This window comes from Pseudarthrobacter sp. NPDC058362 (assembly GCF_042723515.1).
In the GTDB taxonomy this organism is placed as follows: Bacteria; Actinomycetota; Actinomycetes; order Actinomycetales; family Micrococcaceae; genus Arthrobacter.
Window position 1 is genome coordinate 1 of record NZ_JBHXIW010000001.1, and the last position, 20,479, is coordinate 20,479.

Below are 20,479 nucleotides of genomic sequence, written 5' to 3' on the forward strand. Positions count from 1 at the left end.
GGTACTGCACCCGGGAGGGTGTGGGAGAGTAGGTCACCGCCGGACACACACCTGGTCGAGGCCCCAACCACACGGTTGGGGCCTCCCACATTTAACCCACGGAACCGTCTGAAGCCATCAGGAACGCCCGGAATGCGCTCCCGACCCCGCCCCCGGGCGCCCGGAACCCCCAAAATCCGGTGATTAACCTCAAAAAATGCCGGAAACACGCGGAATTTGCGGTCCGTGACGGTCCAAGCTGGTAAGTTTTCGAACAGTGGCTTGTACGCATGCCGCATGCAGGCTCCAGAATCATGACAGTCCAGGAGGACATAAATGGCTAAGAACCGTAGTGAACTTGTTGCAGAGGTAGCAGGCAAGGCCGGCACCAGCCAGGCAGCCGTGAACTCCGTCCTCGACGCACTGTTCGAGGTTTTCGAGACTTCTGTCGCCGCTGGCGAGAAGATCACCATCCCGGGCTGGCTCGCCGTCGAGCGTACCGACCGTGCAGCACGCACCGGCCGCAACCCCCAGACGGGTGAGACCATCCAGATTGCCGCTGGCCACAGCGTCAAGCTGACCGCAGGCTCCAAGCTGAAGGCTGCGGTCTCCAACAAGAAGTAGTCCTTGTCGCGGGCCACGCGCCGGCTCTCGAAAGGAGTGGCAACCATTTGGTTGCCGCTCCTTTCTGCGTTAAGCCGATTCGCGGGCGGCCCCGGCAGTAGCGGACAATGGAATGGTGTCTCCTGCCGCCAAACCCCGATCCAAAGCCTCAAAGCCTGCCTCCGGCGGTGCATCGGGCCAGTCTGCCGCTGGCAGCCGGGGACCGGCTGGCGGTTCGGCCGTAGGTATCTCCGGCCCATGGCAGCTGACAGGGCTGGCTGTACTGTTCCTCGGCCTGGTGGCAGCGCTGCTGTTTTCCGGAGCCGCAGCTGCACCGTCCGTCGCCGATCCCGGGGCGTTCGTCCGGTGGGGGCTGCCCATCAGCAAGGCCATCCACAATGTTTCCGTGGCCACTGTGATTGGCGGACTGATCTTCGCCGTCGGTATCCTGCCCAGGTTTGCAGGCCCCGCTGCGCGGCAGCAAGGCCGCGCCGAAGGTGACGCCCCGGAGCACCCGGCCTTCACCCGCGCCCTGACCGTGGCGGCCGCGGCGGGCGCCGCGTGGACGCTGTCCGCCGTCGCAGTTCTGGTCCTGACGTACGCCGACGTCGCCGGCCAGCCCCTGGGCAGCGACGCCGAGTTCACCAGCGCACTGACCTATTTCATGACGGATATCGACACCGGCCGCGCCTGGCTCGCCGTCACCATCATCGCCGCGGTCACTACGACGGCGCTCTTCGGTGTCAGGTCCCTAAGCGCCCTCGCGCTGACCTTGATCCTTGCGCTCTGCGGGCTGGTTCCGACGGCGCTGATCGGCCACTCCTCGAGTTCGTCGGACCACGAAGGCGCCATCAACTCCCTTGGCCTGCACCTGGTGGGTGTCAGCGCCTGGGTGGGTGGCGTCATTGTGCTCGCGCTGCTCTCCGGGATTCTTACCGGGAAAAACACGGACATCACCGAGCCTACGCTCAGGCGGTTCTCCACCCTGGCCAGCTTTGCGTTCGCGCTGGTCTTTGCTTCCGGCGTGATCAATGCGGCCATCCGTATCACCTCATGGCAGGACCTTGTTGGCTCGCCGTACGGCCAACTGATCCTGGCCAAAGCCGCCGCCGCCCTGGTGCTGGGCGGAATCGGCTTCATGCACCGCCAGTGGGTCATTCCGCAGCTGAGCCGCCAGGGGTCCGCCCTGTCGGCACGCCGCGTGCTGTGGCAGCTGCTCCTGGCCGAGCTCCTCCTTATGGGAGCCACGTCCGGCATCGCGGTCGCGCTTGGCCGTTCAGCCCCGCCTGAGCCCACCACCTACGCCCCGGACGCCTCCCCGGCCTTCATCCTCACCGGCTACGAGCTCCCGCCGGAACTTACCCCGGAGCGCTGGTTCACCGAATGGCGTCTCGACTGGATCTGGATCTCGGTGGCGCTCTTCGGGCTGGTTGCCTACTTCCTGGGCGTGGCCAAGGTCCGCCGGCGCGGCGACAAGTGGCAGTGGTTCCGGTCCGTGAACTGGGGCATTGGCCTGCTGGTGCTGACGTACATCACGTCCGGGCCGCCGTCGGTCTACGGTCGCGTGCTGTTCTCCGCGCACATGGTGGACCACATGGCGCTCACCATGGTGGCGCCGATCTTCCTGGTCCTGGGCGCCCCCGTCACGCTCGCCCTCCGCGCCTTGCCCGCCCGCGGCGACGGTTCGCGGGGCACGCGCGAGTGGCTGCTGGTGTTCGTCCACTCGAAGTTCTCCCAGCTGGTCACCCACCCGCTGTTCGCCGCAGCCAACTTTGCCGGCTCCATCGTGCTGTTCTACTACTCGGACCTCTTCGGGTTCGCCATGCGGGAGCACGTGGGGCACGAGCTGATGATCCTGCACTTCCTGCTGACGGGCTACATCTTCGTCCTCAGCATGATCGGGACGGATCCCCTGCCGCGCCGCGCCCCCTTCCCGATGCGACTGCTCCTGCTGCTGGCCACTATGGGCTTCCACGCATTCTTCGGCGTGGCCATCATGGGCGGCACCAACCTCCTTGCCGCGGACTACTTCGGCAACCTGGGCCGCGAGTGGGGTCCCTCTGCCCTGGCGGACCAGCAGATGGGCGGCGCGGTGGCCTGGGGAATCGGCGAGGTGCCCACGCTCCTGGTGGCGATCGGCGTCGCAATCATGTGGTCCCGGTCCGACCAGCGCGAAACAAAACGCGTGGACCGCGCGGCGGACAGGAATAACGACGCCGATCTCGCCGCTTACAACGATATGTTTGCCAAATTGGCCGAACGCGACGCCAGGCTGGCTGAACGCAACAAGCTGGAAGGACGCTGATGAGCGAAACCGTACGAACCTCTGCCCGGGTCCGCGCCTCCGAACTCGTGGGCCGCAACTGGCTCAACACCGGGGGCAAGACGCTGGACCTCGAAGCGCTGCGCGGCAAAATCGTGCTCCTCGACTTCTGGACGTTCTGCTGCATCAACTGCCTGCACGTCCTCGATGAACTGCGCCCGCTGGAGGAGCAGTACTCCGACGTTCTCGTGACAGTGGGCGTCCACTCGCCCAAGTTCGAGCACGAGGCCGATCCCGTTGCCCTGGCCGCCGCGGTGGAGCGCTACGAAATCCACCACCCGGTGCTGGACGACCCAGAGCTGGACACCTGGAAGGCCTACACCGCCCGCGCCTGGCCGACCCTCGTGGTCATCGACCCCGAGGGCTACATCGTGGCGCACCTCTCCGGCGAGGGCCACGCGGACGGCCTGGCCGTGCTCATCCCCGAACTCATCGCCGAGCACGAGGCCAAGGGGACCCTCCACCGCGGTTCCGGTCCGTACGTAGCTCCCGAGCCGACGTCGGGCACCCTCCGTTTCCCCGGCAAGGCGCTGTTCCTGCCGGCGGGCCGCGGTTCCGTCGCCCAGGAGGAAGCGCACGACGGCGGCGCTGCAGCGGGTGCCGCAGCCAACGGTTCGTGGCTGGTCACCGACACCGGCCACCACCGGCTCGTGGAGCTGGCCACCGACTTCCAGACGGTCCTCGCCACCTACGGTTCGGGCACCAAGGGCTATGCGGACGGCCCGGCGGCCGGCGGGACCGGCACCGCTGAATTCAACGAGCCCCAGGGCCTGGTGCTGCTCCCTGAAGACGTGGCAGCAAAGGCGGGCTACGACGTCGTCATTGCCGACTCCGTGAACCACCGCCTCCGGGGGCTCTCGCTGAAAGACGGCAAGGCGTCGACACTGGCCGGTAACGGCGTGCAGCGGCTCCTGGAAACCGGTCCGGCGCGCGTGGACGAGCACGCCGCTGGAGCCACCGGCAAACTGGGCGGGCACCCGCTGGAGGTCGCTCTGAGCTCGCCGTGGGACGTGGTGTGGTCCGGCAAGCTCAACGCCGTGGTGGTGGCGATGGCCGGCGTACACCAGATTTTCAGTTTCGACCCCATCAGCGGCGACGTGGCGATCCTGGCCGGCAACGGCCTGGAAGGCCTGCTGGACGGGCCCGCGGACGAGGCGTGGTTCGCGCAGTCCTCCGGCCTGGCCGAGGACGCCGACGGCAACATCTGGGTGGCCGACTCCGAAACCTCCGCGCTGCGCAAGCTGGTGATCGCGGACGACGGCACCGTGAGGGTGGAGTCGGCCGTGGGCAAGGGCCTGTTCGACTTCGGCTTCCGGGACGGTCCTGCGGCAGAAGCCCGGCTGCAGCACCCCCTCGGCGTCACTGTACTGCCCGATGGCTCTGTGGCCATCGCCGACACCTACAACGGGGCCGTGCGCCGCTATGACCCCGCGGCCGGTACCGTATCAACCCTGGCCCGCGGCCTGGCCGAGCCGTCGGACGTGATCGTGGACCACACCCAGTCCGCCGGTTCCGAGCCGCTCCTGGTAGTGGTGGAGGCCAACAAGCATCAGCTGGTGTACGTGCCCATTCCCAAGGAAGCGCAGCAGGTGGATGAGGGCGCGTCCCAGACCCAGCGGCCCAAGAGTCCTGTTGCGCCGGGGCCCTTGGACCTGACTGTCCGCTTCAAGGCGCCCACCGGGCAGAAGCTGGATGACCGCTGGGGCGACCCCACGCAGTTGAAGATCTCCTCAACCCCGCCGGAGCTGCTGGTCTCCGGTGGCGGCACCTCGGTGGGACTGCTGCGCACGCTGGAACTGTCCGCCGACGTGCCCGAGGGCGTGCTGCACATTACGGCCCGTGCCGCCGCCTGCGACGGACCCGAAACTGAGGACGGTGAGATCCCGGACCACGCGGCATGCCACCTGTACCAGCAGGACTGGGGCATCCCCGTAGTGCTGCAGGGCGACGGCGACACCCAACTGGTGCTGGACCTGCGCGGCATGGACTGACGGCCCGGCTTAGCGTCCCTGACAGGCTGCTGCCCACGCGTCACGGACAGCAGCCTTTTGGGTACCAGGCTTGGCAAGAACCGCGGATTCACGGGACTGCGCCTAGCGGCGGCGGCCAAAAGCATGCCCGGCGTGACGCGACTCCGGCGGCCAGCAGTTTTCCACATAGGCTCTCTTCGCACTGCCATGTACGGAAGCGCGGAGCCACCATGTCCGCATGGACGCCTTCAAAGCCCTGGCACGATGTGGCGGAGCAGCGCGCCGGCCGGTACTCGCCCGAATGGGAGTTGACGACGCCGCCCTGCGACGTGCCGGCCGGGCAGGAGTCCTGCAGCCGGCGCGGGGACTGTATGCGCTTCCGGCGGCGTCTCCGGACCTGGTGGCCGCGCTGCGGAACCGTGAGCTGTTGACCTGCTTAAGTGCTGCGCCCATGTACAACCTCTGGTGCCTGCCGCCCAACGGGCTCCGCCACGTCTATCACCGGCGCCGGGAATCCGTCCGGGGCAACGCTGTCCACCACGCCGGGCTGCTCCTGCCGCCAGCCTCCCTCCGGCCGGTAGCGGCGCTTGCCGACGTGCTGATCCACGCACTGCGGTGCTTGTCCTTCGCGGAGTCCCTGGTGATGGTTGAGTGCGCCGTGGGGCGGGGCGACATCACCGTCGACTTCCTGCGCCAACACCTGCCCGGGAAGAGGAACGGCAAGGCGAGGGCGGTGCTGGACTGGGTGGACCGGGGCTCGGATTCACTCCTTGAGACGCTGGCGCGGACCTATTTCCGGCAGGCGGGCATTTCGGTCCAGGCGCAGGTCTACCTGGAGCGGGTGGGTCATGTCGATCTGCTGCTGGACGGCTGGCTGGTGGTGGAACTGGATGGCCGGCACCACGCCGAATGGAAGCAGGTGCAGAAGGACCACCGGCGGAACAACGAGTCGGTGGTGCAGGGGTACACAGCCCTGCGGTACTACTACCCAGACGTGGTGCACCATCCCGAAGCCATGGTTGCCCAGGTCCTGCAGGTGCTGGCGCGGCGGCGATGATCGAGCGGCCGTCACGCAGAGCACGCTTTTGATACCAGGAGAGGGTGAAACCCCCGGAATTACGGGGACTCGTAGTTGGGAGAGTCCCAAGAGCGTGCTCGGCGTGACGCACGGGCAGCCGGTGCTAGAAGCTCAGCAGCGGTGTGACCTTGATGGTGTCCGCGCCGATGTCCAGCCGCGTGGTGAAGCTGAAGTCCACTTCTTCGTCCAGGGGGAACCAGGCGCCGGTGAAGGAATCCTGCTGCTGCGCCTGGACACGGGCCTTGCCATCCAGCGGGGCAACCACCCAGCGGCCGTTGAAGGGCTCGATGGAGACCCCGGGGTACTTGGTGATGCTCCACTTAATGGTGCCGTCCTGGACCCGGTTGTCGCTCGCGTAGTAGAACGGGCAGTCCGGCTGCAGCTTCTGTTCTTTGCTGGCCTCCGCGGCGCAACTGTCCAGGTACTGCTTCACTTTGGCTGCGACCTCGTTTTTCAGGCGGTCCGTGGCCTCGGTTAGCAGGTTCAGCGGTGCTACCGGTGCGTCGCGGCCGGTGACGGTGGCGCGGGTGGCGGGGGCGGAAAAGTAGCGGCCGTTCAGGGACGCCTCGTACTCGCCGGGATAGAACACTGCGAAGCTGTTCTGCCCGTCCGGCATGTTCACCGGGATGCCGTTGAGCGTGGCTTCGCTGGAATTGACAACGGTGACGTCAACGGTGGGCAGCCTCGAGGGGACAAACGCCCAGGTGTCGAAGAAGATCCATTCGGTGCCCGTGCGTTCAAGGAGGAATTCGGTGCGGAGCCGGCTGCCGTCGATGGTGTATTCCAGCGGCACCATGACGCGGTTACCGGGACGTGGATCGGGGTCGCCTACGCTGATGTTGGACAGCCGCGAGACCGCCGTCTGGAGGGCTGTCCCGTCCAGCATGGCCGCGTTGCCGCCTGGAACGGTGGCCCGCAGGAGCCCCAGTGCCCTGCCGCCGTCGCCGCTTTGCAGGGCCTCCAGATATTCGCGTACAGGCTGCTGCGGGCTGGCTACGGTCTTGTTCACGACGTCTACCGCCACCACTCCCGCAGCCACGGCAAGCATGAGGCCCAGCAGCCAACCGGCCGCGATCCTCACCAACGCTTGACTCATCTGCACGCTTCCCACGTTACCGGTAAGCGTGCGCACGGCCTTGTCGGGCGACGTCACATGTGCTGCGCACCACGGGGACAGGGCGTACGACGGCGGCGCCAGCCATTGCGGGCCACGCCCACCCGGGTGGCTGGAACCGGAAGTCCTAGCGGCGGCGGCGCCGCGGGGAAGTACCGAACACTCCGCGCAGCAGTTCACGGCCGAGCTGCGTTCCGATGGAGCGGGCCACGCTCTTCAGCCCGCCGCCCAGGGCGTCGCCGAGCACAGCGCCGAGGTCGTCCGCGGAGCTGCGGTCCGGGCCGGAGGGGGAGCGGGGCGTGGAGTCCGGTACCGGCGCCGGCCGGCCGCGCGGGGCGGGCCTGCTGCTGGGCCGGCCGAGGATGTCCTCTTCGATGCGCCGGGCCTCGGCGTCGATGTCCATGTCTGCAGCGGAGTCCTCGGTCGCCGGATCCGGCGCAGCTCCCGCCCCGGCTGCCTGCTTGGACAGCTTCTCATAGGCCGACCGGTTGTCCACCGCCGTGCCGTAGCGCGCAAGCAAGCCCGAACCGGCCACGATGTCCTGGACGACGTCCGCCTCGCTGGGACCCATGACGGATTCCGGCGCCCGGAGCCGGGTATGGGCCACCGGGGTGGGCGCCCCCTTTTCGTTCATGACCGTGACCACGGCTTCGCCGATGCCCGCCGACGTCAGGGTCTCCTCGAGGTCGTAGTCGCTCAGGGGAAAGGTGGACACCGTGGCCTTGAGGGCCTTGGCGTCCTCGGGGGTAAATGCCCGCAACGCATGCTGGACCCGGTTGGCCAACTGCCCCAGGACTTCAGCGGGAACGTCCTTGGGCGTCTGGGTGACGAAGAAGATACCGACGCCCTTGGACCGGATCAGCCGGACGGTGGTGGTGATCGCGGCCAGGAAGGCCTTGGATGCGTCATTGAAGAGCAAGTGCGCTTCATCCAGGAAGAAGACGAGCTTGGGTTTATCCAGGTCGCCGGCCTCGGGCAGATCCTCGAAAAGGTCCGCCAGCAGCCACATCAGGAAGGTGGAGAAGAGCAGCGGCTTGGACTGGAGGGTTGGCAGCTCCAGGCAGGTAATGATGCCCCGCCCGTCCGGCGACGTGCGCATCAGGTCCGCGGTGTCGAACTCCGGTTCGCCGAAGAACAAATCGAGACCCTGGGCTTCGAGCGTGACCAGTTCCCGAAGGATCACTCCGGCCGTCGCCTTGGACAGCCCGCCGAGCTCCGCCAGCTGTTCCTTGCCTTCGGCGGACGTGAGGAACTGGATGACGGCCCGGAGATCCTTGAGGTCGGTCAGTTCCAGGCCGTTCTTGTCCGCGAAGTGGAAGATCAGCTGCAGGCTGGATTCCTGCGTGTCGTTCAGCTCCATGATCCGGGACAGGAGGATGGGGCCAAAGGAGGTGACCGTGGCCCGGACGGGAACGCCGGCGCCGTCCCCTCCGAGCGCCAGGAACTCCACCGGGAAGGTCCGCCCTTCCCAGTCCTGGCCGATCCCCTCGGTGCGCTCGCTGAGTTTGGGATTTCCGACGGCGGCCGTCGCCAGCCCTGAAAGGTCGCCCTTGATGTCAGCCAGGAACACGGGGACGCCGGTAGCGGAGAGCTGTTCCGCCATCATGTGCAGGGTGACCGTCTTGCCCGTTCCGGTGGCTCCGGCCACCAGCCCGTGGCGGTTCATCATGGCGAGCGGCAGGCGGACCGGCGCCTCCTTGTGAACCTGGCCGTCCACCACCGCCGCGCCGAGCTCAATGGTGGCACCTTCCAGGGTGTAACCCTTTTGGAGGGTTGCAAGCTTCTCTGCTGTGGATTTCCCGGCCATGCCCACAGCTTAGCGGCGCCGGCGGCCGGCTCTACCGCATCGTGTGGTCCGCGCGTTCGCGCCCAGGGTGAAAGCGGTGGAGAAGGCGGTCACGAACGCCTGCTGCAGTGCCCGCAGCATCGCGATCCCGCCCAGGAGCAGGACGAATTCCTTGGGGGTGGACAGCATCAGCCGGGTCAGGGTGGGGGCCAGCGCAGGCCAGTGCCGCCGGCCTGGTGATGCTCCAGGGGCTGCGTCAAACCAAGTAGTCCCCTTCCTCAACGCCCCAAAAATCGAGTACTTCCACCCAAAGTCAGGTGGGGGATTACGCGTGTGCTCCCGCGGACCCCGGCCCTAGGGTGAAGCTACTCTGCGGCCAGGGTGGCCTGCAGGCGTTGAGGGAGAAGCACATGGACAATTTGCTGGGCATTGGCGCGGCCGCGGGACGGCAGGGCCGTGGCGGTTTTCGGGTTGCGGCGGCACTCGCGGCGGCGGGGCTGGTGCTCGCCGGCGGCGGTATCGCGTTCGCGGACGACATCCACAACAACCTGGATTCAAGCATCGACGTGGATGCAGAGATCATGGCTCTGAATGTGGGCGGAGTACAGGGTGCTGCCACGCTGGCCCTGTCAACCACCGACGGCGACGGCAAGAATGGGTGCAACCTGACCGGTTCAACCACACTGACGTTGAAAATTGAATCGAGCAATTCGTCCGTGGCCACGGTATCCCCGGCCACCACTACGTTCACGTCGTGCGGTTTCACGCAGCCGCTGGCTGTCACTCCCGTCGGTGCGGGATCCGCCAACGTCACGGTGAGTATCGTCAGCAACACCACGCCTTACTCCTTCAACCTTGCCCCGGCGGCCTTCCGCGTGAATGTCGTCGCGCCTGCACCCGCCAACACGGCGCCGGTCCTGTCCATCTCCGGCGTGGCCAACGGGGCTTCCTATGCAAAGGGCTCGGTTCCGGCCGCCACCTGCCAGGTGACCGACACCGAGGACGGGAACAGCTCCTTCCCCGCCACGCTGGGCGTCGTTTCAGGCCCGGACGGCGCGTTCGGTGTCGGGACGCAAGAAGCAGCCTGCAGTTACACGGACGGTGGGGGAATCACCGTGGCGAGCAAGGTCACCTATGGCATCACGGATGCCACTGCTCCCGTGATCAGCTACACCCTTAACCCCGCCACCCCCGATGGTGCCAACGGCTGGTACAAGAGCGCTGTCGCGCTGGATTGGACGGTGACCGAAGGCGATTCGCCCAGCACGCTGATCCTGGCCGGCTGCGGAGACCGGACCGTCCCGGATGACCAGGTATCAACGGAGTACACCTGCGCCGCCAGCAGCAGTGGAGGCGCCGCAGACCCCGTGGCGGTGAGCCTGAAGAAGGACGGGACTGCCCCTGACCTCGGGTTCACCTCGAACCTGGGGGTGAGCTACTACGGATCCACTCCGGCAGTCCCGGGCTGCACTGCCCGTGACGACACCTCCGGGCTGGCCGGGCCGTGTGCAGTGTCCGGGTACTCCACCGCGGTAGGCGAGCACACGCTCACAGCCACTGCCACGGACCTGGCCGGCAATACTGCCACGATTAGGCAGAACTACGAGGTCAAAGCATGGACGGTCCTGGGCTTTTACCAACCGATCGATATGAACGGCATCCTGAACACGGTCAAGGGCGGCAGCACGGTACCGGCAAAATTCGAGGTCTTCGCGGGCAGCACTGAGATCACTGACCCCGCCCTCATGAAGTTCACGATGGGCCCCGTTGTCTGCGCCGAGAACGCCTCCACGGATGCCATCGAGACGACAGCGGCGGCCGGCAGTACCGCCGTCCGCTACGACGCGACTGCCGGCCAGTTTGTGTACAACTGGAAGACGCCTACGGGAGCCGGCAACTGCTACCAGCTCACCATGAAAGCGGCTGACGGCTCCTCAGTCAGTGCCATCTTCAAACTGAAGTAGACGCAGGCAGCCAGGAACAGCATGCGTCAGGCGGCCCGGCGAAGGCCGGGTCGCCTGACGCATGTGCCGCGGGCAGCGCTTCTGCGGCGGCCCGCTCAGGAAGTGGCTGCCGAAAGCTCCGCGTAAGTATCGTCGTCGAGCGTTACGCCCGCGGCGCCCATGTTTTCCTCGAGATGCTCCATGGAGGCGGTCCCCGGGATTGGCATGATGACGGCTGAATGGCGCAGTAGCCAGGCAAGCGCCACCTGTGAAGGAGTGGCGCCGAGGCGCGTCGCGGCAGCGTCCACCGGTCCGCCAGGCTGCGCGAGCTCACCGGCGGAAATGGGCGCCCACGGGATGAACCCGATGCCGTTGGCTTCGCTGTACTGCAGGACATCCTCCGAGCTGCGGTCCGTCAGGTTGTAACGGTTCTGGACCGTGGACACGGTGAAATGCCGGCTTGCGGCTTCGATCTCGGCCACGCTGACCTGGGACAGGCCCAGCGCGCGGACCTTGCCCTCGTCCTGGAGTTCGCGCAGGACAGCGAACTGTTCGTCGGCATCGACGGAGGGGTCGATCCGGTGCAGCTGCAACAAATCCAGGGTTTCGACCCGGAGCTTGCGCAGGCTCAGTTCTGCCTGCTGGCGCAGGTACTCCGGCCGTCCCAGCGGAATCCACTTGCTCGGCCCGGTCCGGGTGAAGCCCACCTTCGTGGCGATCTTCAGCCTGTCGCCGTACGGATGGAGGGCCTCGGCGAGGATTTCCTCGCTCACGTTCGGGCCGTAGGAATCGGCTGTATCGATGAAGTCAACACCGAGTTCGACGGCGCGGCGCACCAGGGCGATGGATGCGCCGCGGTCCGCGGGCTCGCCCCAGGTGCCGGGGCCGGTGATGCGCATGGCGCCAAAGCCGAGCCGGTGCACGGTTCCGAGGTCTTTCAGGTCGATCGTTGCGGACAGTTCGAGTTCCTTGGATGCTTTTAGGCTCATGTGGGCGGCAACACACCCCGGTGCGGCGATATTCCACGTGCCGCCCTCTGGTGACGAAAGTCCCGGCGATTGGCTGAAATAAGCCGCGCGCCGCCGTCGTTATGCCTTCCGTGTGCGCCGCGACCCGGCACGCAACCATTGCAGACGTTTGAAAGGCCGGCACCTGACGTGACTCTTCCCCTCTCCATCCTCGACCTGGCGACCATCGGGAAGGAGCAGACGGCGGCCGAGAGCCTGGCGGGCAGCGTGGCCATGGCCCAGAGCGCCGAGGAACTGGGGTACCGACGGGTCTGGTATGCCGAGCACCACAACATGTCGTCGATCGCTTCGTCGGCTACAAGCGTGTTGATTGCCCACGTGGCCGCTCACACCGAAAGCATCCGGCTGGGTGCCGGCGGCATCATGTTGCCGAACCACTCCCCGCTGACCATCGCTGAGCAGTTCGGCACGCTGGAAACGCTGCACCCCGGCCGGATTGACCTGGGCCTCGGCCGGGCGCCCGGCAGCGACCAGAACACCATGCGTGCGCTGCGGCGTGACCCGATGGCAGCCGACAGCTTCCCGCAGGACGTCCTGGAACTGCAGGGCTACCTCACCGGACCCACCCGCATCCAGGGCGTGGAAGCCACCCCCGGCAAGGGAACGAACGTGCCGCTCTACATTCTGGGCTCCTCCCTCTTTGGCGCGCGGCTGGCCGCGCAGTTGGGCCTGCCCTACGCATTCGCCTCGCACTTTGCCCCCGCGGCTCTGCAGGACGCGGTGGCGCTGTACCGGCGCGAGTTTCATCCGTCTGCCCAGCTGGATGCCCCGCACGTGATCGCCGGCGTCAACGTCATCGCCGCCGACTCGGCGTCCGAAGCGCAGGAGATGCTCCGGGCCACCAAGCGCGCCCGGGTTTCCTTGTTCTTTGGCGGCGGGCGCGAGTTCACCGACGACGAGGCCGACATGGTGCTCGATTCGCCGCAGGGCCAGCATGTTTCGCAGATGATGACCTATTCCGCCGTCGGCACCCCGGACGTGGTGCTGGAGTACCTGGACAGCTTCGGCCGGCACGCCGACGCGGACGAGCTTATCGTTGCCCACCAAAGTCCCGGCACCGCCGCGCGACTGCGGTCCGTGGAACTCCTGGCGCAGGCGGCAGGGCTGGTACGGGCCTAGGATCCCGACGCCCCGATTTATTAGAAGGGACTTCCGGAAAGCATTGACAAGCATCTACTGAACCGGTTTAGTTAAGGTTACTGAACCGGTTTAGTGATGCCCATCACTGACGTCTGAACAGCAAAGGACTCATGATGGCAGTGACGATCAGCGACGTTGCGCACGCAGCCGGGGTGAGCAAAGGCGCTGTTTCTTATGCACTCAACGGTCAGCCCGGAGTCAGCGACGCCACTCGCGAGCGCATCCTGCAGGTAGCCAAGGAACTGGGGTGGAAGCCCAGCCTGCGGGCAAAGGGCCTTTCCGTTGCGAAAGCGTACGCCCTGGGCCTGGTGGTGGCCCGTGACGCGAAGCTGCTCGGTACGGACCCCTTCTTCCCGGCCTTCATAGCCGGAATAGAATCCACGCTTGCCGAACATGACTACACTTTGGTGCTCAGCGTTGCCACGGCGCCTGGAGCCGAAGAGCGTGCCTACCGCAAACTCTCCGACGGCGGACGGGTGGACGGCGTGATCCTCACGGATGTGCGGCATGGTGATTCGCGCATCAAGCTGCTGCAGACACTTAAGATGCCGGCAGTGACGCTCAACAGGCCGGATGGGGAATCGCCGTTTCCTGCAGTCTGCATGGATGACACAGATGGCATAGCCGCAGCCGTAGAGCATCTGATCGCACTGGGACACAGCCGCATTGGACATGTGGGTGGTGGCCAGGAATACATCCACGGCCGGAGCCGGCGCCGGGCATGGGAATCCGCGATGGCGAGGGCCGGCCTCGACGTCGATCTCTTCGAATCGTCCGATTTCACGGCCTCCGGAGGGGCTGCGGCCACTGCGGAACTGCTCAACAGGCCTCAGCCGCCCACTGCCATCGTGTACGCGAACGACCTGATGGCAACATCCGGCCAGTCCTACGCGCAGTCCCGGGGCATCAATATTCCCGGAGACCTTTCGATCACCGGTTACGACAACGCCGAGTTCACCCAATACCTGAACCCTCCACTGACGACGATCTCCGCAGATCCAATGTTGTGGGGGCGGCAGGCCGCAAGCGTTCTGCTGAACCAGCTCAACGGGTCCCATACCGGCGATGACGTACACCTGCCTGCGCCCAAACTGCTGGTCCGCCGCTCAACCGGTCCGGCACCGCCCGCCTCAACGCCCACCAAGAATTCCCAAGAACCCTAAAAATTAAGGAGACGCAATGAAGCGCTTTACCAAGACAACACAGGTACTCTCGCTGGCAGCCATCGCCATCATGGGCGCCGGCCTCGCAGGCTGCGGGGGCGGCGGCGGGGAAAGCGGCGGCGGTGATTCCGTGACTGCTGCGAAAGGTCCCATCAAGATCTGGTACTCAAATAACGAGTTCGAGGTGAAGTGGGGCAAATCCATGGTCGAATCCTGGAACGCCGCCCACCCGGACGAGAAAATCGAGGCGCAGGAGATCCCTGCAGGCAAGAGCTCGGAAGAGGTTATCGGAGCTGCGATCACCGCCGGCAACGCCCCGTGCCTGGTGTTCAATACCGCGCCGGTGGCAGTGCCCCAGTTCCAAAAGCAGGGAGGCCTGGTGGCGCTGAACGATTTCCCTGACGGCGAGCAGTACATGAAGGACCGCACGGGCGATCTCGCCGATCAGTACAAGTCCTCCGATGGCAACACCTACCAGATGCCGTGGAAGTCGAACCCCGTGGTCCTTTTCTACAACAAGGACATCTTTGCCAAAGCAGGCCTCGACCCCGAGAACCCCAAGCTGGGCACCTATGACGAGCTGTTGGAAACTGCCCGGAAGCTTGTGTCCTCCGGCGCTGCCCCCAACGCCCTGTGGCCCTCGCCCGCCAGTGACTTCTTCCAGGCCTGGTTCGACTTCTACTCCTTCTACGCCGCCAACACTGATGGCAAACAGCTCGTAGAGGATGGCAAGGCCACTTTCGACAGCGAGGAGGGAAAGCAGGTTGCCGCCATGTTCAAGACCCTCTATGACGAGAAGCTCGCGTCCAAGGAGGTCTACCAGGGCGATTCCTTCCTCGAAGGAAAGGCTGCCATGTCGTTGGCGGGACCCTGGGCCATCGCGGCCTACAAGGACAAGCTGAACTGGGGAGCCGTTCCCGTCCCGGCAGCTGACGGGGGTGCTGATACCTTCACATTCTCCGACGCAAAGAATGTTGCAATGTACTCCGCATGCGAAAACCAGGGCACCGCCTGGGAGGTGATGAAGTTTGCCACCAGCGAGGAGCAGGACGGCAAGCTGCTGACGGAGACCGGTCAGATGCCCATGCGAAAGGACCTGACCACGGTCTACGCGGACTACTTCGAGAAGAACCCCGCCTACACCCAGTTCGCTGAGCAGGCCGCCCGCACCGTGGAGGTTCCCAACGTCCCGAACTCGGTGGAAGTCTGGCAGACTTTCCGCACCGCATACGCCAAGTCAGTGATCTTCGGCAACGAAAGCGTTGACGCTGCGTTCAAGGACGCTGCGGAAAAGATCAACCAGCTGGTAGCTGAAAAGTAGCGCTGACCCCTATGTCGCTGCGGTCTAAAGACGGGACCACCGTCGCGGAATCCGGTCACGCGAGGGCGGGGCGGCTGGGGCCAAGGAAGCTTAAGGGCATCCTTGGTGCCCAGCCGCTGGGACTGTTGTTCAGTGCCCCTTACGTTATTTATGTACTGGGTGTCCTGGCGTTTCCCTTGGGCTACGCCGTCTACATTTCCTTCCACGACTTTTTCTTCACGGCGCCGCGGGTCAAGGTGGAACGGCCCTTCGTGGGTGTGGACAACTACGTCACCATCCTGTCTGACCCAGCTGTCCAGCGGTCATTCCTGAACATCGGCGTGTTCCTGCTCATCAACGTCCCGCTCACCGTGGGATTGTCCCTGCTCCTGGCAAACGCGCTGAACCGGGTGACGAAGTTCCGGACTTTCTTTCGCCTGAGCTACTACGTTCCCTACGTGACGGCGAGTGTCGCCGTCGTCGGTGTCTGGCTCTTCCTGTTCCAACAGCACGGGCTGGTCAATTACCTGTTGGGGCCATTGGCACCCTCGCCCTCCTGGCTGGTCAACTCGTGGCTTGCCATGCCAACGGTAGCGCTGTACGTGACGTGGAAACAGCTAGGTTTCTTTATCCTGTTGTACCTCGCGGCGCTGCAGAACATTCCGGATGAACTCTATGAATCAGCGGCCGTGGACGGCGGCAGCAAATGGGTGCAGTTCTGGAATATCACCGTTCCAGGCGTTCGTCCGGCGAGCGTTCTGGTCACCCTCTTGGCCACGATTACCGGCGCGAACCTGTTTACCGAGCCCTACCTGTTGACCGGTGGCGGCGGCCCGGACGGCGCCTCTGCCTCGCCTGTGTTCATCATGTACCAGAAGGGGATCCTGCAGGGAAACCCCGACGTCGCGGCCGCACTGGGCGTGGTGCTGGTGCTCGGTGTGCTTCTGATCGCCCTCATCCAGAAACGCCTCGTGGGCGGAAAGGAGAGCTGATATGTCCGCTACCAACCTGCGTCCCGACTCGGGCGTGGAGAAACGGCGTAATCTTGGCCTCGGCGGGTTCCTTCTGCTGGGACTAGGAGCGTTCGTATTCCTCTTCCCCTTCTACTACATGCTGGTCGGGTCGCTGCAGGCTTCTCCTGATACGTCGGTGGCGGGGGCCTTCCCGAACCCGGCCAACATCACCGGAAAAAACTATGCGGCCATCAACGGGTCGATCAACCTGTTCCAGGGATTGCTCAATTCCGGTATCTTCACCGGCGGAGTCATCCTCTTCACGGTGGTCTTCGGCCTGTTGGTGGGCTACGCCCTGGCGCAGATGCAGTTCCGGGGCCGCGGCTTCGTATTCGGCATGATGCTCCTGGTCCAGATGGTCCCGTTCCAGCTGCTGCTCATTCCCCTCTACGTGATGATCGTCCGCGACTACGGGCTGGCAGACAGTTTCCTGGGAATGATCCTGCCCTTCGCCATCAACTCCACTGCGGTTTTCGTCTTCCGCCAGTATTTCCTGCAACTGCCCTCGACCTTGTTCGAAGCTGCCAGGATTGATGGCGCCTCCGAGCTTCGGATCCTGTGGCAGATTGCCATCCCGCTGGTCCGTCCGGCGATCGTTACCGCGGTGCTGCTGACCTTCATCGGTCCGTGGAACGAATTCCTGTGGCCGTTCCTGGTCACGAAGGACCAGTCCCTCCAACCACTGGCTGTATCCCTGGCCAATTTCATCTCCAACATCGCCGGCCAGGCGGGCAACCCCTTCGGCGCGATCCTGGCCGGGGCCTGCGTACTTGCAGCACCCGCGATCGCACTCTTCATCTTCTTCCAGCGACAGTTTATTTCCACCAATATCGGTTCCAGCGTAAAGGGCTAATCCATGACTTCAGCACTTCCCACCGTCCCCTTCACCCTCACCCGGGCCGGCGTCATCATGGCGCCCGAGCCAGGTAACGACTTCGAAGCAGAAGGCGTCCTTAATCCGGCCAGCGGCCGCGGCCCTGACGGAGAGCTGTACTTGCTGCCCCGCCTGGTGGCCAAAGGCAACGTGTCCCGCGTGGGCCTCGCCAAAGTGACCATCAATGATGACGGTGTGCCGAGCGGCGTCGTACGTGAAGATGTGGTGCTGGCGCCGGACGAAGGGTGGGAACGCGGCATGAACAACGCCGGCACCGAAGACCCGCGCACCACCTGGGTTCCGTCCCTGGGCAAGCACCTGATGACGTACGTGGCCTACGGTCCGCTGGGTCCGCGTTTGGCATTCGCCCATTCGGAGGACCTCCGGAACTGGGAACGCCTGGGCCCCTGTTTCTTCGAGTACCAGGCAGATCTGTCCATGGACCTGAACCTCTTCCCGAACAAGGACGCGGTCTTCTTCCCGGAACCGGTGAAGGATCCAGACGGCGTCCCCTCCTACGCCATGTTGCACCGCCCCATGTGGGACCTCGGCTGGATCCGTCCCGGTGAAGGCGAGCACCTGCCCGCCGGCGTCACGGATAACCGCCCCGGCATCTGGATCTCCTACGTGCCCGTGGCTGACGTCGAGCGTGATCTCAGCAACCTGGTGCACATGGGCAAGCACCGCCTGGTGGCACTCAGTGAGTTTTCCTTCGAGGAACTTAAGATTGGCGCCGGACCGGCGCCTTTGCGGGTGGACGAAGGCTGGCTCCTGATCCACCACGGTGTGGCCGGCAAGATGGCCGCCTCCGCCTTCGACCAGCAGCAGAACGTGAATTACACGGCTGCTGCCATGATCCTGGACGCCGACGACCCGTCCAAGGTTATTGCCCGCAGCGACAAGCCCCTGCTGGCACCTGAGACCGAGGACGAAATCTCCGGAATCGTGCCCAACGTGGTGTTTCCCACCGCCATTGAGAAGATCGGGGACCAGCTCTTTGTGTTCTATGGCATGGCGGACTCCAAAATCGGTGTCGCCAAGCTGGAAAGGATCTAGCGCCATGATCCGTGAAAGCAAGTCCTTGGGCCGGGTCGCCGCAGCGGTGGCTGCCTCCATACTGGCCGTCTCAGTGCCTGCCGGTGCCTCGACGGCGGCACCCGCTGCCCCGCCGTCGACCGTCGGTGCGGTCACTGCACCCTCGGCCCCCGTCCTGGCCAACGGTGGAAAACTGGCCAACACTGACCACCTGGACTTTTTGCTGGACTCCGTCCCCCTGCCTGCCGTGCCCGGCCATACGACCTACCGGCTGGAGCAGGACCCCTCGGCCGAAGCGCCATGGACGTACGCTGACAGAAACGACGACGGCACTTACACCAGGGTTGGCGGCGGGAACCTGGACCCGGCTACCGGCCACTGGACCCAAGGCGCCTACAATGCGGACGATATCTCCCGCGCCGCCGTTGTGTACCTGCGGCACTGGCAACAGACGGGGGACCCGGCCAGCAAGGAGCATGCCTTCCAGACGCTGCGTGCGCTGACCTACCTGCAGACGGTGGACGGCCCGAACGCCGGCAACGTGGTCCTCTGGCAACAGGCTGACGGGAGCCTGAACCCGAGCGCCATCCCGGTTGAATTGCCGGATCCGTCCGACTCGGCCGAATCCTACTGGTTGGCCCGCACCGTATGGGCACTCGGCGAAGGTTATGCGGCGTTCGAAGGGGCGGACCCCGGGTTCGCCGCCTTCCTGCAGGAGCGCCTGCACCTCGCGTTGGGCGCACTGAACCGCCAGTCCCTCTCCAAATATGGAACGTTCGACACTGCCGATGGCGTCCAGGTCCCGGCCTGGCTTATTGCCGGCGGCGCGGATGCCTCGGCCGAGGCGGTATTGGGCTTGGCCGCCTACGTTGAGACGGTTCCTTCCGATGAGGCAGCCACCACGGCACTGACCCAATTGAGCGAGGGCGTGGCCGCGATGTCCTCCGGCTCGGCCACCGAATGGCCGTTTGGCGCCATCATGCCCTGGAACAAATCCCAGAGCCTCTGGCACGCGTGGGGTGGTATGGCTCCGGCAGCCGTGGCCACAGCATCCTCGGTCCTGGACAGGGATGATCTGTTGACAGCGGCGGTAAAAGACACCGCGCAGTTCATGCCGCAGCTCCTGGCCGCCGGTGGACCAAACAACGCATGGAGCCCCACCCCCGGGGAGGCCCAGATCGCCTACGGGGTGGATTCACGCGTCCAAAGCCTCGTGGCCACAGCCGAAGCCGCCGGCGCTCCGGGCCTCCTGGATCTTGCCGCCATCGCGGCGGGCTGGTTCTTCGGTGCCAATCCCAACGGCGCCCCCGCCTACAACCCCGCCACCGGTACGACGATCGACGGGATCGAACCCGACGGCCGTGTGAACCCGAACTCCGGAGCCGAATCCACGATCCACGCCCTGCTCACTATGCTGGCCCTCGATGCCGACCCGGAACTTCGGGCCAAAGCGATGGGGATCAGCGTTACAAAGGAAACGAAGGGACTGAGTGTGGTGGAAGCCGAAACCGGCACCATCACCGGAGCGGGCTCCGTGGTGCGGCCGCCCTCATCCTGGACCGGTGAAGCCAACATTTCCGGAGGTGCGTACGTGGAGCTGAAGGCCGGGGATACGTTGACCATCCCGATGCCTGCGGCGGACCAGCCCAGCAACATTTTCCCCATCGTGAACCAGAGGCTCGCACCCTCCGGCTCCACAACCTGGTCTTCGGCCAAGGGGCCGCTGGGTACCACCGCGAACGGAGGTGCAGGAGCACAGGGCATCACCGACGCCCCGGGCATCCTCTTCCCCTTCGCCCTGCGGCGCGCGCTTTCCGGCGGGCTGACCTCGGTCACTGCCAGCACGGACGGGCAGGCGGCTCTGGATGCCCTGCTGGTCCAGCCCCTGATTTCCACCGTGTCGGTCGACGGTTCCGGCGGTGAGGCTACCCTCTACGTCAGCGCGGCCAAGAGCACCATCATTAAACCGGTACAGGTCCCGGCCGGGTTTGTGCTGGAACAGCAGCAGTATGACAGCGCCGGCAGGCCGGTGCAGGGAAACCGCGACACCGCCCGGGCCAGTAACGTCGCAGTCGCTCCCGGTGGCTTCACCTGGGTGACGTTAGTCCGTAGCTGATGTCCACCACGGCG

Annotated in this window: 16 protein-coding genes; 12 read left to right on the forward strand and 4 right to left on the reverse strand. The window is 65.3% G+C overall.

Annotated features, from left to right (window positions below; genetic code table 11):
• Positions 1-315: 315 nt before the first annotated feature.
• The 4 genes from ACFWIX_RS00005 to ACFWIX_RS00020 all read left to right on the forward strand — a co-directional run bounded on the left by ACFWIX_RS00005 (position 316) and on the right by ACFWIX_RS00020 (position 5,932).
• Positions 316-603: an HU family DNA-binding protein gene (locus ACFWIX_RS00005; RefSeq protein WP_009358243.1), complete on the forward strand. Its 288-nt coding sequence runs from the start codon at positions 316-318 to the stop codon at positions 601-603.
• Positions 604-715: 112 nt separating this feature from the next.
• Entirely contained in the window at positions 716-2,887 is a 2,172-nt protein-coding gene (locus ACFWIX_RS00010) for a cytochrome c oxidase assembly protein (protein ID WP_377214060.1), read from the forward strand.
• A complete protein-coding gene (locus ACFWIX_RS00015) occupies positions 2,887-4,896 on the forward strand; it encodes an NHL domain-containing thioredoxin family protein (RefSeq protein ID WP_377214061.1) in 2,010 nt (669 codons plus the stop codon). Before ACFWIX_RS00010 ends, ACFWIX_RS00015 begins: the two co-directional genes overlap by 1 nt.
• A 217-nt stretch (positions 4,897-5,113) precedes the next feature.
• Positions 5,114-5,932, forward strand: a complete 819-nt coding sequence (locus ACFWIX_RS00020; RefSeq protein WP_377214062.1) for an endonuclease domain-containing protein — start codon at positions 5,114-5,116, stop codon at positions 5,930-5,932.
• 124 nt (positions 5,933-6,056) lie between these two features.
• Here the strand turns inward: ACFWIX_RS00020 and ACFWIX_RS00025 are convergent, their stop codons facing one another.
• The 3 genes from ACFWIX_RS00025 to ACFWIX_RS00035 all read right to left on the reverse strand — a co-directional run bounded on the left by ACFWIX_RS00025 (position 6,057) and on the right by ACFWIX_RS00035 (position 9,042).
• Complete coding sequence (locus ACFWIX_RS00025; RefSeq protein ID WP_377214063.1) at positions 6,057-7,049, reverse strand: hypothetical protein; 993 nt, start codon at positions 7,047-7,049, stop codon at positions 6,057-6,059.
• A gap of 145 nt (positions 7,050-7,194) precedes the next feature.
• A complete protein-coding gene (locus ACFWIX_RS00030; protein ID WP_377214064.1) occupies positions 7,195-8,874 on the reverse strand; it encodes a helicase HerA-like domain-containing protein in 1,680 nt (559 codons plus the stop codon).
• 9 nt (positions 8,875-8,883) lie between these two features.
• The gene (locus ACFWIX_RS00035; protein ID WP_377214065.1) at positions 8,884-9,042 is read right to left on the reverse strand and encodes a hypothetical protein; all 159 of its coding nucleotides are present in this window, start codon (positions 9,040-9,042) and stop codon (positions 8,884-8,886) included.
• 221 nt (positions 9,043-9,263) lie between these two features.
• Here ACFWIX_RS00035 and ACFWIX_RS00040 point away from each other — a divergent pair, with 221 nt between their 5' ends.
• Positions 9,264-10,817 carry a PxKF domain-containing protein gene (locus ACFWIX_RS00040; RefSeq protein ID WP_377214066.1) on the forward strand — a complete coding sequence of 518 codons (1,554 nt, stop codon included), beginning with the start codon at positions 9,264-9,266 and terminating at the stop codon, positions 10,815-10,817.
• A gap of 95 nt (positions 10,818-10,912) precedes the next feature.
• Here the strand turns inward: ACFWIX_RS00040 and ACFWIX_RS00045 are convergent, their stop codons facing one another.
• Complete coding sequence (locus ACFWIX_RS00045) at positions 10,913-11,785, reverse strand: aldo/keto reductase (RefSeq protein WP_377214067.1); 873 nt, start codon at positions 11,783-11,785, stop codon at positions 10,913-10,915.
• Between the two features lie 168 nt (positions 11,786-11,953).
• Between ACFWIX_RS00045 and ACFWIX_RS00050 the strand changes: the two genes are divergently transcribed.
• From ACFWIX_RS00050 to ACFWIX_RS00080, 7 genes are all read left to right on the forward strand, one after another.
• Positions 11,954-12,943, forward strand: a complete 990-nt coding sequence (locus ACFWIX_RS00050; protein ID WP_377214068.1) for an LLM class flavin-dependent oxidoreductase — start codon at positions 11,954-11,956, stop codon at positions 12,941-12,943.
• 134 nt (positions 12,944-13,077) lie between these two features.
• On the forward strand, positions 13,078-14,127 hold the full coding sequence (locus ACFWIX_RS00055; RefSeq protein ID WP_377214069.1) for a LacI family DNA-binding transcriptional regulator: 1,050 nt from the start codon (positions 13,078-13,080) through the stop codon (positions 14,125-14,127).
• 16 nt (positions 14,128-14,143) lie between these two features.
• Positions 14,144-15,448, forward strand: coding sequence for an extracellular solute-binding protein (locus tag ACFWIX_RS00060; RefSeq protein ID WP_377214070.1), 1,305 nt, complete (start codon positions 14,144-14,146; stop codon positions 15,446-15,448).
• An 11-nt stretch (positions 15,449-15,459) separates the two neighbouring features.
• Positions 15,460-16,419, forward strand: a complete 960-nt coding sequence (locus ACFWIX_RS00065; RefSeq protein WP_377214071.1) for a carbohydrate ABC transporter permease — start codon at positions 15,460-15,462, stop codon at positions 16,417-16,419.
• 1 nt (position 16,420) lies between these two features.
• Positions 16,421-17,293: a carbohydrate ABC transporter permease gene (locus ACFWIX_RS00070; protein WP_377214072.1), complete on the forward strand. Its 873-nt coding sequence runs from the start codon at positions 16,421-16,423 to the stop codon at positions 17,291-17,293.
• 3 nt (positions 17,294-17,296) lie between these two features.
• The gene (locus tag ACFWIX_RS00075) at positions 17,297-18,370 is read left to right on the forward strand and encodes a glycosidase (RefSeq protein WP_377214073.1); all 1,074 of its coding nucleotides are present in this window, start codon (positions 17,297-17,299) and stop codon (positions 18,368-18,370) included.
• A gap of 4 nt (positions 18,371-18,374) precedes the next feature.
• Positions 18,375-20,465 carry a hypothetical protein gene (locus ACFWIX_RS00080; protein WP_377214074.1) on the forward strand — a complete coding sequence of 697 codons (2,091 nt, stop codon included), beginning with the start codon at positions 18,375-18,377 and terminating at the stop codon, positions 20,463-20,465.
• The last annotated feature ends 14 nt before the right edge of the window (positions 20,466-20,479 follow it).

Coding starts and splice junctions, on each gene's coding strand:
- ACFWIX_RS00005 (WP_009358243.1), top strand. CDS start 316: ATGGCTAAGAACCGTAGTGAACTTGTTGCAGAGGTAGCAGGCAAGGCC.
- ACFWIX_RS00010 (WP_377214060.1), top strand. CDS start 716: ATGGTGTCTCCTGCCGCCAAACCCCGATCCAAAGCCTCAAAGCCTGCC.
- ACFWIX_RS00015 (WP_377214061.1), top strand. CDS start 2,887: ATGAGCGAAACCGTACGAACCTCTGCCCGGGTCCGCGCCTCCGAACTC.
- ACFWIX_RS00020 (WP_377214062.1), top strand. CDS start 5,114: ATGGACGCCTTCAAAGCCCTGGCACGATGTGGCGGAGCAGCGCGCCGG.
- ACFWIX_RS00025 (WP_377214063.1), bottom strand. CDS start 7,049: ATGAGTCAAGCGTTGGTGAGGATCGCGGCCGGTTGGCTGCTGGGCCTC.
- ACFWIX_RS00030 (WP_377214064.1), bottom strand. CDS start 8,874: ATGGCCGGGAAATCCACAGCAGAGAAGCTTGCAACCCTCCAAAAGGGT.
- ACFWIX_RS00035 (WP_377214065.1), bottom strand. CDS start 9,042: ATGCTGTCCACCCCCAAGGAATTCGTCCTGCTCCTGGGCGGGATCGCG.
- ACFWIX_RS00040 (WP_377214066.1), top strand. CDS start 9,264: ATGGACAATTTGCTGGGCATTGGCGCGGCCGCGGGACGGCAGGGCCGT.
- ACFWIX_RS00045 (WP_377214067.1), bottom strand. CDS start 11,785: ATGAGCCTAAAAGCATCCAAGGAACTCGAACTGTCCGCAACGATCGAC.
- ACFWIX_RS00055 (WP_377214069.1), top strand. CDS start 13,078: ATGGCAGTGACGATCAGCGACGTTGCGCACGCAGCCGGGGTGAGCAAA.
- ACFWIX_RS00060 (WP_377214070.1), top strand. CDS start 14,144: ATGAAGCGCTTTACCAAGACAACACAGGTACTCTCGCTGGCAGCCATC.
- ACFWIX_RS00065 (WP_377214071.1), top strand. CDS start 15,460: ATGTCGCTGCGGTCTAAAGACGGGACCACCGTCGCGGAATCCGGTCAC.
- ACFWIX_RS00070 (WP_377214072.1), top strand. CDS start 16,421: ATGTCCGCTACCAACCTGCGTCCCGACTCGGGCGTGGAGAAACGGCGT.
- ACFWIX_RS00075 (WP_377214073.1), top strand. CDS start 17,297: ATGACTTCAGCACTTCCCACCGTCCCCTTCACCCTCACCCGGGCCGGC.
- ACFWIX_RS00080 (WP_377214074.1), top strand. CDS start 18,375: ATGATCCGTGAAAGCAAGTCCTTGGGCCGGGTCGCCGCAGCGGTGGCT.